Source organism: Streptococcus sciuri (assembly GCF_024814375.1).
In the GTDB taxonomy this organism is placed as follows: Bacteria; Bacillota; Bacilli; order Lactobacillales; family Streptococcaceae; genus Streptococcus; species Streptococcus sciuri.
This window is the reverse complement of the sequence record NZ_JANUXX010000001.1, coordinates 1-12,811: the sequence shown is the minus strand read 5'-3', so window position 1 is coordinate 12,811 and position 12,811 is coordinate 1. Positions and strand designations below refer to the sequence as shown.

The 12,811-nt window shown below is 35.6% G+C and carries 15 protein-coding genes, 1 tRNA gene and 1 other annotated feature; of the genes, 3 read left to right on the top strand and 13 right to left on the bottom strand.

Going from position 1 to position 12,811, the window contains the following annotated elements:
• Positions 1-4: 4 nt before the first annotated feature.
• The 12 genes from NXS10_RS00080 to NXS10_RS00025 form a co-directional block, all read right to left on the bottom strand.
• Positions 5-910, bottom strand: a complete 906-nt coding sequence (locus NXS10_RS00080) for an ABC transporter ATP-binding protein (protein WP_259136373.1) — start codon at positions 908-910, stop codon at positions 5-7.
• Positions 903-1,958 carry an ATP-binding cassette domain-containing protein gene (locus tag NXS10_RS00075; protein WP_259136372.1) on the bottom strand — a complete coding sequence of 352 codons (1,056 nt, stop codon included), beginning with the start codon at positions 1,956-1,958 and terminating at the stop codon, positions 903-905. The genes NXS10_RS00080 and NXS10_RS00075 overlap by 8 nt, the downstream gene beginning before the upstream one ends.
• Positions 1,959-2,169: 211 nt before the next feature.
• Positions 2,170-2,712, bottom strand: a complete 543-nt coding sequence (locus tag NXS10_RS00070; RefSeq protein WP_259136371.1) for a hypothetical protein — start codon at positions 2,710-2,712, stop codon at positions 2,170-2,172.
• A 57-nt stretch (positions 2,713-2,769) separates the two neighbouring features.
• A complete protein-coding gene (locus NXS10_RS00065) occupies positions 2,770-2,931 on the bottom strand; it encodes a lacticin 481 family lantibiotic (RefSeq protein ID WP_259136370.1) in 162 nt (53 codons plus the stop codon).
• Between the two features lie 554 nt (positions 2,932-3,485).
• On the bottom strand, positions 3,486-3,854 hold the full coding sequence (gene rplL / locus NXS10_RS00060) for a 50S ribosomal protein L7/L12 (protein ID WP_259136368.1): 369 nt from the start codon (positions 3,852-3,854) through the stop codon (positions 3,486-3,488).
• 62 nt (positions 3,855-3,916) lie between these two features.
• Positions 3,917-4,414: a 50S ribosomal protein L10 gene (gene rplJ / locus NXS10_RS00055; protein WP_259136366.1), complete on the bottom strand. Its 498-nt coding sequence runs from the start codon at positions 4,412-4,414 to the stop codon at positions 3,917-3,919.
• 28 nt (positions 4,415-4,442) lie between these two features.
• Positions 4,443-4,577 (bottom strand) — a sequence feature (ribosomal protein L10 leader region).
• Between the two features lie 147 nt (positions 4,578-4,724).
• A tRNA-Arg gene (locus NXS10_RS00050) sits at positions 4,725-4,796 on the bottom strand.
• Positions 4,797-4,843: 47 nt separating this feature from the next.
• Positions 4,844-5,191 (bottom strand): 50S ribosomal protein L19, encoded by a 348-nt coding sequence (gene rplS, locus NXS10_RS00045; protein ID WP_259136364.1) that lies wholly within the window; start codon positions 5,189-5,191, stop codon positions 4,844-4,846.
• A 119-nt stretch (positions 5,192-5,310) separates the two neighbouring features.
• The gene (crcB, locus tag NXS10_RS00040; RefSeq protein ID WP_259136362.1) at positions 5,311-5,637 is read right to left on the bottom strand and encodes a fluoride efflux transporter CrcB; all 327 of its coding nucleotides are present in this window, start codon (positions 5,635-5,637) and stop codon (positions 5,311-5,313) included.
• Positions 5,638-5,640: 3 nt separating this feature from the next.
• Positions 5,641-6,024 carry a fluoride efflux transporter CrcB gene (crcB, locus tag NXS10_RS00035; RefSeq protein ID WP_259136360.1) on the bottom strand — a complete coding sequence of 128 codons (384 nt, stop codon included), beginning with the start codon at positions 6,022-6,024 and terminating at the stop codon, positions 5,641-5,643.
• Positions 6,017-6,286: a chorismate mutase gene (locus tag NXS10_RS00030; RefSeq protein ID WP_259136358.1), complete on the bottom strand. Its 270-nt coding sequence runs from the start codon at positions 6,284-6,286 to the stop codon at positions 6,017-6,019. Before NXS10_RS00030 ends, crcB (NXS10_RS00035) begins: the two co-directional genes overlap by 8 nt.
• Before the next feature lie 128 nt (positions 6,287-6,414).
• Entirely contained in the window at positions 6,415-6,858 is a 444-nt protein-coding gene (locus tag NXS10_RS00025; protein WP_259136356.1) for a flavodoxin, read from the bottom strand.
• 188 nt (positions 6,859-7,046) lie between these two features.
• On the opposite strand from NXS10_RS00025, the gene NXS10_RS00020 reads away from it, so the two are divergent.
• Both NXS10_RS00020 and NXS10_RS00015 read left to right on the top strand, forming a co-directional pair.
• Positions 7,047-7,973 carry a DHH family phosphoesterase gene (locus NXS10_RS00020; protein WP_259136354.1) on the top strand — a complete coding sequence of 309 codons (927 nt, stop codon included), beginning with the start codon at positions 7,047-7,049 and terminating at the stop codon, positions 7,971-7,973.
• Positions 7,974-8,141: 168 nt separating this feature from the next.
• Entirely contained in the window at positions 8,142-8,384 is a 243-nt protein-coding gene (locus NXS10_RS00015) for a type B 50S ribosomal protein L31 (protein WP_115269015.1), read from the top strand.
• A 116-nt stretch (positions 8,385-8,500) separates the two neighbouring features.
• On the opposite strand, the gene NXS10_RS00010 is transcribed toward NXS10_RS00015, so the two are convergent.
• Positions 8,501-10,009, bottom strand: a complete 1,509-nt coding sequence (locus NXS10_RS00010; protein ID WP_259137297.1) for a metal ABC transporter solute-binding protein, Zn/Mn family — start codon at positions 10,007-10,009, stop codon at positions 8,501-8,503.
• Positions 10,010-11,198: 1,189 nt separating this feature from the next.
• On the opposite strand from NXS10_RS00010, the gene NXS10_RS00005 reads away from it, so the two are divergent.
• Positions 11,199-12,811: YSIRK-type signal peptide-containing protein (locus NXS10_RS00005; protein ID WP_259136353.1), on the top strand; the 1,613-nt coding region annotated here is incomplete at its 3' end.

Genomic DNA, 12,811 nt, shown 5'->3' with positions numbered 1-12,811 from the left:
TTCATCACTCCTTAGTTAGGTCTAGAAAGACTGATTCTAAAGTCTTTTTAACTCCATAAATTTCATAAATTTGGAGTTCGTTATGGACTAGTTGGGTAATTAAGTCAGGAACAAACGCATGGTCAGGTAATGATAGTAAAAGGGTATCATTATCTTTTGTAACAGTAATATTACTATCAAAATGTTGAATAATCTGAATCGCTTTTTCCAGATTGTTAACCTTTAATCGATATTTCTTCTCCTGGTTAAGTAAACGATTAATACTACCTTCATAAATAAGGTGCCCATCTTTAATTATCCCAACAGTATCAGCAAGATTTTCAATTTCTGAAAGAATATGGCTTGAAATTAAGACCGTCATATTAAACTTTTGCGGTAAGGAGCGAATTAATTGTCGCATTTGATGAATGCCATCAGGATCCAAACCATTTGTCGGTTCATCTAAAATCAAAAATTTAGGAAACTTAATCAAAGCCATTGAAATACCAAGCCGTTGTTTCATTCCTAAAGAATAGTTACGTACTAATTTATCCTTAGCATAGTAAATACCAGTAGCTTCCATAGCAACTTTAATATTTTCTTTTGGTAAATGAGCTAATTCTTGAATCAGCTGCAAGTTTTCAAAACCAGTTAGATTAGGGTAAAAGGAAGGCTCCTCAATCAAAGCACCAATCTCTGATAAGACCTGATTGCGATACTTAGGTAAAGAATGACCCAGAGCAATAATTTCGCCCCTATCTTTAGAAAGTAGCCCTAAAATAATCTTCATAGTAGTCGATTTACCTGCTCCATTAACCCCTAAGAAACCGTAAATTTCACCTGGCTTAATCTCCATATTAAGATTGTCCAAAACCTTTTGCTCACCAAATGATTTGGACAAATTTTTAATTGAAAGTATTGGTTTAGTCATCTTTTTCTCCTTTATTCATACCAATAAATTGTCTATATTCAAAATTATTGTATCTTAATTCTTCATCACTTCCAATATCTACTTGACCATTTGAATTAATGAAGATAATCCGATCCATAAATTGCACACAATCTGTATGGTGGCTAGATAAAATTAAGGTCTTATCGTTATATTGTATCGAATTTAAGATATTATTGTAAATTTTTTCCCTATTGAGATTATCTAAATTACTGAATGGTTCATCCCAGACTAGAAATTTACTATCATTGAGAAGTGATTTAGCAACTAGCAATCTCTGAATTTGTCCACCTGAGAGATTTTTGCCATTTTGGAAAAGATTTGAAAAAATTTTCTTGGGTAATTGATCGATAGTCTCCATCATATTAACGGCGTTTATTGCATCGTTCACCTCATTCAAAATTTCTGGTGTGATAATCAAGTTGCCAATTAAATTGTTAATAAGCGGACCACTAGTTAAAGTCATATTTTGAGTAACGACACCTATCTTTTTTCTAAAATCTTCGACCCCATAATAAATATTTCCTTGGTATTTGTACAATCCTAAAAGAACATTAAGCAAGGTGGTCTTACCCGACCCTGATTCGCCCAAAATAACAATTTTTTCACCTGGACGGATAGTTAAATTAAAATCTTTAATGACTTGCTTATTTCCGTAATAACTAAATGAAACATTCTTTGCTTTAAGGATGTAGTGATTATTTGGAATAATCTGATCTGGCTTTCGTTTATATTTTATAAATAAACTTTGAATCTTCTTTGAATAAACATTTAAGTTGGACAACTCTAAGAGACTCGTTTGAAATTGTGTTACTGAAGATAGCAGAGAAACAAAAATTGTCTGAAATAGAACCAAGTCTCCCATGTTAATTCTATGAAGAGATACTAAAGTCATTCCTGAATAAATTAGTATGACAACACTAGAAATAGTGAATAATTGATTAATCATATTAATTAAACTCTGAAGTGATAAAATATCATTATAAAGTTCTTGACTACTCATGCTAGCATTTACCCACTCTTTTCCCAAGTCTCTTCTATTCCTTGAGCTTTAATATGATCAATTTGCGCTAAACCCTCTTGAATCTTATCAGAAACAGTGATAGTTTGCTGAACATATTTCAAATTAGCATTAAGAATTTTTCTGTATATCAAAAAGTTAATAATAGCATAAAAGGCTAGTAGTAATACTGACAGGAAAGTAAGTAATTGCGAAACTGCATATAAATATATCGAAAGTATCACAAAAGAAAACACACTAATAATTGAAGAATTTCATTGAAAACGATGTAGTTATCTAAATGTGGTTTATAATACAGGGATCTACCTGTAAGATTAACTTTAACGACCGCTGCTACATTGTGCATATCGCCTACCACTTGAAGATTGACTATCTTATCTGATTTATTTGCTAAACCAAGATTAATAAGATCCGATTGATCATTCACGTAATCAGATGTTACTTGAGTTCCCAGCATATTTAAAGAGGTGAAATAATTATAAAATGAATGATTAATATTGGGAAACTTAGTTCGGATTTCATCTAATATTTTCCCTGTAAGCACATAGTGTTTGGTAAAATAATCATATCTTTCCTCTGTGTTTAAACCAAGCAAAGACTTCTTTTCTCTCTTTTCATTAATTAAGTAGACAAGAGCCTTAGCGAATAATTTGAAAATATATAAATCAATAAAGTCCTCGCTATAAAGGGATAACGATTTTTTTACAGTGTCATCATTTTTCTTTATGTACGATAAGAATTCAGGAAATAACGGATTGTTCATAAATTTATCCTCTTTTAAAACAGCACCCCCAAAAAAGGGCGCTGTTATTTTAACTTCTTAACAACAGGTAAAAACATGTTGAAATGAATTCATACGACATTCGTGTGAAATTGTTGGCAAAACTCCTTGCCACCAACGGCTACCACCTAAAATAGTATCTAATTCAGAATCTGAGACTTCATTCAAAGAAGTTACTGCATTATGATTTAATTTTTCCATGGTAAGACACCTCCTAATGATATAAACAGCATAAAAAATTTGATCAAATAATTTACGAACATAGTGTATCATTTTTTTAACTCTTTTTTGTCAATTCGCAAATATGATTTTTCTTTTTCTTTTTTTTTCATATTTGCGAATTATCTTTTTACCAAATATTACTAGTTATAATGATAAAAAGGAGGTTTTACTATGTTGAAAAGATTAGTTACTCTTACTTTATTTTTACCATTGTTTCTCTTACCATTTTTATAATATTGCTAGGGATTCCCTCAAAAAGGAGTAGATTTCCCACTCTTTATCGACTGTAACGATAAATGAAGAATGACAATTTAGAAATGGAGCTAAACTAATTTCAATTTAGAAAAAAGAGACTCTTTAGAATGAGTCTCTTTTTTCTCTTACACTTTTCCTATAAAAACAAAAATCCTGTCAAATATTTGTTGACAGGATTTTTGGCAGAAAACCAAATCGATTTATCAGTTTCCTTAAATCGCTATAAGCTATAAAAGACTGGTAAATCGGGATTCCGCTTTTAAATTGCTATATGCTTTTTATTTAAGAGTAACTGAAGCTCCAGCTTCTTCCAGTTTAGCTTTAAGTTCTTCAGCTTCAGCTGCTACAACACCTTCTTTAAGAACAGATGGTGCGTTATCAACAAGTGCTTTAGCTTCTTTAAGACCTTCACCAGTGATTTCACGAACGACTTTAATAACAGCAACTTTCTTGTCACCACCAGCAGTCAATTCAACATCAAATGAATCTTTAGTAGCACCTGCATCCGCAGCACCATCGGCTGCAACTGCTACAGGAGCAGCCGCAGTCACACCAAATTCTTCTTCGATAGCTTTTACAAGATCATTAAGCTCAAGGATTGAAGCTTCTTTAATTTCAGCAATAATGTTTTCAATGTTCAATGCCATTGTCGTTTCCTCCAAAATAGTTAAATAATAAAATAGATTCGTAGCTCAAGCTACTTGAAGCATCAAGCTTCTTCTTTTGCTTCTGCAACTGCTTTGACAGCATATGCAACGTTTCGAACAGGAGCTTGAAGCACTGAAAGGAGCATAGAAAGCATACCTTCGCGGTTTGGCAATTTAGCAAGTGCATCAATCTCTTCTTTAGTAGAAACTGCACCTTCAATTGTTCCACCTTTAATCTCAAGCGCCTCAGCATTAGCAGCAAATTCGCTAAGAACCTTTGCTGGTGCAATAACATCTTCATTCGAAAACGCTACTGCAGATGGTCCAACAAAGATGTCTTTCAGCTCGTCAAGACCTGCTTTTTCAGCTGCACGAGTCAAGATAGAGTTTTTAATCACTTTAAACTCAACACCGTTTTCGCGAAGATTACGACGAAGAACTGTGTCTTGCTCAACTGTAAGACCTCGAGAGTCTACAACGACGATACTGGTCGCTGCTTTCATCTTTTCAGCAACAAGTTCGACTTGTTCAGCCTTTTTAGCAATAATTGCTTCACTCATTAGTTTTACCTCCGTTTTTATTTTTGGGATAGATACAAAAAAAACGCATCTACACCTAGACACGAAAGTACAAAACCGTTATTTTCAAATCACGTTTTGTGCCTCGGTAGGACTATTATGAGCACCGCTCCCCTACTGTCTTAGGTCAGTTTCATCCAAAACCTTTCTTATTGTACCGTGTTTTTTTTTACTTGTCAAGCTTTTTATAATTATTTTTTATAATTTTATTGGAAGCTTCAGATAGTGCGGTAATATCACTATAAAAGCACTCAAAAACTCGTTTGTATTTTGTCTTTATCACTTTAGTCAATAACCCCTGCCGGAATCGAACCAGCAACTACTCCTTAGGAGGGAGTTGTTATATCCATTTAACTAAGAGGTCAAGTAAAAAATCTGCCTTTTGGCAGACTTGATACAACTGTATCAGAATTATTTACGAACTGCTTTGATACGAGCTGCTTTACCTTGCAATGCACGCAAGTAGTAAAGTTTCGCACGACGCACTTTACCGTAACGAACAACTTCGATTTTTTCAACACGTGGTGTGTGTACTGGGAAAGTTCGTTCCACACCGATACCGCTAGAGATTTTACGAACAGTATACATCTCTGAAATGCCTTGTCCTTTGCGAGAAATAACGACACCTTCAAAAATCTGAATACGTTCACGCGTTCCTTCGACAACTTTAGCATGTACACGCACAGTATCACCTGGGCGGAACGATGGGATATCAGTACGAAGTTGACTTTCTGTCAAACTCTGAATTAATGGATTCATTTATTTTTCTCCTTCTCTTACTAATCATAAAGTTCTTGTCCCAGCGGATTAGCCGTTTTTTGTGTGTCCATCACACACTCTTAAAAGTATATCATACTCATCCACTTCTGTAAAGAGGATTAAATAAAATAACCTACACAAATCGCCAAAAATCCTAGACTATAGGTTGAAATGACATAGACCACTAGATATTTTGGAGTTCGCAAAAGTGATAACAACTCCGTTTGAAAAGTAGAATAAGTAGTCAACCCTCCACAAAATCCTGTTGCAAGTAGGAGATAAACTGAACTATCCTGACAATAATGATAGGACAGTCCGAGACAAAAGCAACCCAGAATATTTGCAAAAAAAGTTCCCAAATAAGCTGGCGCAACATTCCATCGTGAAAGATAAAAACGTAGAAGAGCCCCAACACCACAACAAAGCAACATGTAAATGATAGTCATTCCCTACTTCTCCAATTTTTCTAACAGATAATAAGATAAGTAGGCAACACCTAATCCGCCAAAAACTAACAAGACACTATAGCAGAAAAAAACAAGGTAACGACCAGTTTCAACGAATTTGAATAAATCCAACATCGCACTCGAAAAAGTCGTAAAACTACCACAAAATCCTGTCCCTAAAGCTAGTTGCCAGGCAGACGATAGACCTTTTCGACTCAAATAACCTTTAATACAAAAGACAAGTAGAAAAGTCCCTAAATAATTTATAATAAGCGTATCAATAGATAAACCATATAAAGTTGGAAATAAAAGACCAAATAAATAGCGTGATAAACCACCAAAAAGGGCGCCAATAAAAATAATCACGCTTTCTCTTAGACTAGTCATGCATTTGTTTTTCCTGATAAAGGCGTGATTGTTTCATAATATCAGCAAATATCGCTACAATTGTTTCCTCAAATTCTTTATTAATCACACAGAAAGCAACTTTATCGAGAATGGCTTTCTCACGCTCTTTATCAAAAATAGCGGTTTCTGTTGCTTTTTTATAAGCGACAACTTCAGAAACAAGTTGAATACGCTTCTCTAATAAAGTAACCAGATCTTTATCAAGTGTATCAATGGCTTTACGTATATCTACTAGATTCATATTTATGATATCCTTTCTGAAAAATATCAAGCCTATCAAAACTAGACCAATAGAGATAGAAACTTTTTTATAGTACATAAAAACCATGAGCTTTCGTCCTAAGCTCGATAACTCATCGTTTTATGTGTCTATCCTAACTTAGCAGACAGTGTCTCTGCAAAAGCCTCTAATTTTTTAATATCTTCATCCTCAGCTGCCAAATCAACCTTGACACTCTCAGCACCTTTTTCAGCACCCGTTTGTGCAAACTGCTCTTCGAAATCATCGACAGCTTTACAGAAATAGTCGTAGAAAGTATCTCCAGAACCTATCACACCGTAAATTTTACCAGACAAATCAAGGTCTGCTAAATCTTCGTAAAAGTCTACAATCTCATCGGGTAAATCACCATCACCATATGTGTAAGTTGCGACAATTGCGATATCTGCACCCTCAAAATCACTAGCATCAACAGTTGTGCATTCGTCAATCTCCACATCATGACCTAATTCTTCTAACTTCTGTCCAACGATATCTGCGATTTCTTCTGTATTACCAGTCATACTAGCATAAATAATTTTTGCTAAAGCCATATATTCCTCCTATTATCCATTCTAGCATAATTTTAGTTTATTTGATAGGTTATTGTCAAAAAGACTGATTATTTTCTTAATTTTTTGCTTTAAAAGAAATGGTAAATAGCATTTAAAATCATCTCTTATGAATACCTGTGGAGATTTATGTTATAATGGAAAAAACTTTTACTAGAAAAGAGAATAACATGTTTCGAGAGATTTTAGCTAAAATAGAATATTATCACACCATTATCATTCATCGCCATATGAAGCCAGACCCAGATGCTTTAGGTAGTCAAGTCGGACTGAAAAAAATTATCACGCATAATTTTCCAGATAAACGTGTCCTTGTAACAGGTCATAATGAACCAACTTTAGATTGGATAACACACATGGATGAAGTGACAGATAGCGACTATCAAGACGCTCTCGTCATTGTTACAGATACAGCCAACACACCTCGTATTGATGATAAACGCTATGCTAGTGGAGCTTTTTTAATTAAGATAGATCACCATCCAAACGATGATAGCTATGGTGATATTTGCTATGTAGATACTACAGCTTCTAGTACTAGCGAGATTATCTGCGATTTTGCACAGACTGTTGGACTTTCTCTCTCAGATGAAGCGGCTCGCTTGCTTTACATCGGTATTATCGGCGATACTGGACGTTTTCTCTATCCAGCAACTAGCAGTAAAACGCTAGCTATTGCAAGTTATCTCCGACAGTTTCCATTTGACTTTTCAGCTCTATCACGTCAAATGGATTCTTTCCCATTAAAAATCGCTAAGTTGCAAGGTTATGTTTTCGAACATCTTGAGATTGATCCGACTGGTGCAGCTTGTGTTCTACTGACACAAGAGATACTCAAAAAATTTGATGTGACTGATGCCGAAACTGCCGCTATTGTTGGAAGTCCTGGAAAAATTGATAGTATCAAAGCTTGGGCGATTTTTGTCGAGCAAGCTGACAAGCATTACCGTGTACGTTTACGCAGTAAAGACAAGGTTATCAATGCCATAGCTAAACGTCATGATGGAGGAGGGCATCCTCTAGCTAGCGGTGCCAACTCCTACAGCGCGGCAGAAAACGCCCAAATTTTCCAAGAATTAAAAGAACTATTTCTTTAATTTTTCTAAGTCTTAAAGTCTAATAACGACAATTACTTAACTGTTTTAAAAATCTTTTTTGCGAATCAATCAAAAAAAGCTTGCCAAGTTAGACAGGTTTTGATAAACTATAATGGTTAATAAACTATGGCTCACAAGAAGCTATGGCAGAAAGGAAAATTGTTAAACATGAAAAAAGATATCCATCCAGAATATCGTCAAGTAGTTTTTATGGATACTACTACTGGCTACAAGTTCCTTAGTGGTTCAACAAAGTCTTCTAAAGAAACAGTTGAATTTGAAGGTGCTGAGTACCCACTTATCCGTGTTGAAATTTCATCAGATTCACACCCATTCTACACAGGTCGTCAAAAATTCACTCAAGCAGACGGACGTGTGGATCGTTTCAACAAAAAATACGGTCTCAAGTAAACCATACTTGTCATTTAACACTAAAAAACCATTTCCAAATTATTGGAAATGGTTTTTTAGTGTTAAAAGTTAAAAATAGAAGACTAGAAACATTTAATCTAGCCTTTCCTATTTTCTTAATGAGCTACCATTTCTTGAGCGATTTCGTGTCCTGAGAGTTTTTCAGGATAGTAAGTTGGCCAGTTGTTCATTTCTTTTAGGATATCGTCTTGGCTTGTCTTCCCCCAGAAGAGGTGGAAATGCGAAGCTGTTTGTGGTTTGATACCATGATCGCTGAACTGGACATACTTGAACTCGCCTGCATCTTTGTCCTCTGTTTCAAAGAGGTAGCGAACCCCACGATTGCCCTTTTTGTACTTCAAGATTTTGTAGCCGACATATTTATAGGTAAAAGATTTCTTTTCACCATTTTGTGTAAAGGTAATAGTGTTTTTGCTACCGTCAATACTGATATTTGTAACGTCTGTCTTGTAACCTGTTGTGTAGTAGGCTTTGTACTCTTCTGCAGTTTTATCTTTGTTGAGTCTTGCCTTGTAATCCCACACTTGGTCAAACGTACCGTCTACAAGATAAGGGTAAACAGACTGCCAATTGCCACTCCAATCAGACAAGGTGCGGTTTTTGACAGCACTTGTCTTGAAATAACCGTTTTCAACCGTTTTTTCACTTGCACCAAACTCTGCCTTAATCTCTCTACCCTTGACAGAGGTTGTTTTTTGTAAGGCTTTGAGATTTGATTTCATGATAGAGATGTAAGACTCACCAGCTTTTTCTTGCTTGCTGGTTAGGCTCTCAATTGGGCTGAGCACTGCTGCTTTAACACCAGCTTCATTAGCTAGCGTTTCTGCTACTTTACTTGAGGCTGTTTCCTCAAAGTAAATATACTTGATATCGTATTTTTTGATATATTTTGCAAGTTCAGCTAGACGTTTTGCGGTTGGCTCAATCTCAGGACTAACACCTGTGATAGCAATTTGATTGAGTCCATAATCAAGGGCAAGGTAAGAAAAGGCTGCGTGCTGTGTGACAAAGCTCTTTTGTTTAGCTTTTGAGAGCGTCGCTTCATAGCTCTTATCCAATGCTTCTAGCTTAGTGATGTAATCGGTAGCATTTTTAGTAAAGGTTTCTTTCTTGTCTGGATAAGCTTTTATCAAGCCATCACGGATATTTTCGACAACAGTTTTGGCTCGTTTTGGAGATAACCAAACATGTGGATCGTAGGTGTGGCTATGACTTTTGCCACTTTCTTCGTGCTCTTCTTCACTACCAGCTAGAAGCAGCATATCACCTGTACCGTTGATAAACTTAGAGCTGTCTCCGATTGTTTTCTTGATAGAGCTGACCCAAGTCTCCATGCTATCATTCATGTAGACAAAGCTGTCTGCCTTTTGAATCTTAGCAACATCCTTTGTAGAAGGCTCAAAATCATGCGGTTCAGTTCCCGCCTTAATTAAAAGTGAAACATCTCCCTCATCCCCCATGACTTCCTTGGTAAATTCGTAGACAGGATAAAAGGTGGTCACTACCTTTATCTTATCTTCTGCATAGCCTGTTTTGCTAAAGGCAAGCGATACTCCAAGAACTAATGCCACAGCAGTCAATAGACATACTAATTTTCTTCTCATCATTTTCCTTTCCTCATCAAGTCAAGTATATACTTAACTAGTTAATTGTTTACTGGTTAATTATAACATGATTTTTAGGAATTTCAAGCATTGATAGCAAAAAGATAAATTTTTTTAGTATTCATTTCCTGTTGTCATATTTGGATAGCTAAGACACGATTTTCCACATGCCCTATAAAGTGATAATCGTTGTCGACAAAAACCAATAGAACTGAGAAATTAGCCAAAAATTTTCCACAGAATTCAGCGGTTTTCCTATCGTGAAAATTGTAATCTTATCCAGTAGCAAAGTCTTAGACTCACTGATAAACAAAGCTAGAAAGTTGATTTTCCAAAAGACTTTTTCCTTTTTAAAATCTAAAAAACAGATGAAGTAGGAATTTCAGCTAATTGTACAATTTACATTTTAGTATCTTCTATTTATTTTTTCTATTAGGGTAATAAAAAATACCTAAACAACTGTCTAGGTATTTCCCCAGCTAAATAGCTGGAAAACCAAATGGTTTGAATGGAAAATCTCTAGGATTAGCTAAGATGACCAGAAAGCCAAGTCAACAAAGCACCCAAAGCGCCAAATACCACTTTCAAAATTGCGATTACAGACATCTTTTAAAACCCTCCTTTCTTAATCTCCAACACTATATCATATCACAGAATTCTTGTAAAGGGTTTCATTGTTATTTTTTAAAACTATTTTTTCATCAATAGCTCGACTATATAATAGTAGAAAATCGATGAATTAATAAAGTAACTGACTATTGTAAACACCGCACCAGACCAAGCATCTTCATGAAAAATGCCCTTTTTTCCATTGACAGACTAACACACCATCAATCAGAAAATAAACAATTCATCTTTTTATTGAGTTACATCATTTTTTCTCATATTTTAGTAAAAGATTCTAAAATGAGAAAAGGTTTTCTCTGATTTTCATCTTTGAAAAGAAATGAGAATTGATTTTATATAATATTTATTTTTTAGTTCAATGGATTACATATAAATATTTTTTATAATTTAATAGGTGCACTATTAGCAGTCTTTGTAGCTTTTATACTGGCTTATGCAACTGATTGCGCCATCTATTTCATAAGAATATTTTATAACAAAAAGTTTAAGAAAACCCTTTACAAGCGATTTTAGTAGGTGTATAATGGCTACAATTTTTGTTGCTTAAAGGAGATTTTTAATTTTGAAAAAATTTAAAACGAAACAGGTATTTTCCATTCGAAAATACCATTTTGGAGCAGCTAGTGTTCTGCTAGGTCTCGCTTTTGCTTTTGTAACACCTACACAAGTGTCTGCGGAACAGCAGGATAAGACCTCTGCTACAGTCACTATCACTGCTCCTTCAAATGCGCCTGACAGTGCCAAAACACCCACTGTTTCGACAACAAATCAAGAAAGCACATCAAATAGTACTGTCGTTACTACTACCACTCAAGAGCCAAAAGCTGAAACAGCACCGAAAACTGCTGAGCAAGCTACTCAAAGTGCTCCTACTAACGATGTTGCTCCACACAAAGCGCTTGTAGAAGATAGGACAAGCGCACCAATTTCCACAGACCAAACGTCTAAGGAGGATCCCAAAAGTCCCAACACTAGCCAAGTAAGTGAACCTGCAAAACCTATTGTTTACTCAGATGCTTCTTACTTTGCGGATAAGAAATCCGATTCTGACGGTAATGTAGATGTCGACCCCAAGGATTTGCCTCAAGGTTGGACTCTTAAGTTACCTGAGACACCAGACAACATCGTAAAAGACCCTAACGCAGATCACTATACCTTTGCCAATGTGAAAATCAGCAAAACAGATACACTTGTTGTTTCCCAAAATATACCTGAAGGAGAAACGTATGCTGCGATTCACAAAGCAGTTACTGATCGAGATACCGAACCCACTCCTGTTTACCAGCCTATTGAGAAAAATGGCGAAAAAACCAACTTAGAATCAGTTTCTGTCAACATTAACGAAAAAGATCAGTTCGTTGTTAATAGTACTTCTGGTAATCTAAGTTTTGACTATCATTTTATTACTAAAAAGAAAATGACTGGTGATGTTTCTAAGCCCACAAGTATTGTGAGGATGAGTATTCCTGAAATCTTCACTCAAGAAATCAATTTCGTAGATCCCAAGGGCAAAAAGGTTTTTCCAACCATCAAAAGAAAGGTCGTAGTAGGTCAGGAATACAACATTACCCCCTTTGAGAAGAAAGGATACAGTGTTCAGATTCCTGAAAATGCTAAGGGGATTGCTAATATCTCCCGCTCCGCTAAAAAAGGAGAACAGCAATTTCACCACACAAAAACCAAAAATGGTGTTCAAGTTGACTATACAATAACCTTTACTGATGATAAGGGAACCGCTGATTTTCAAGCAACAGCAACATTTAACGGAAAGACAGTACGACTATCAGAAGTTGCTCAAAATCCTACCAGAGGTACAGACAAATTTGTCATTAAGAATGTCAAACCAGGGGAGTATGCTAGTTTTTACATTCCTGCTTTTGATGTAACCAAAAGTACCTCAACAGGCTCCACACGGAACAAACGCTCATTACCTGATACACCGACTGAAACACCAGTATTGAAAACAGATCCAGTATGGGGCTCTTACGGTAACGGATGGAAACTGGCTAACACGGTTGTGAATTTTTTATACACTCCAATCATAACTGACAAGACGGTTCCAACCAGTCAAACGGTCACCTTTGAGGGAGCAGGCGATGCGACCCCAGCAACCGACACGCAAAATGACTACAGCTTTAGTGGTAAGCACGATGAGGTGACAGGTAGCGACACATG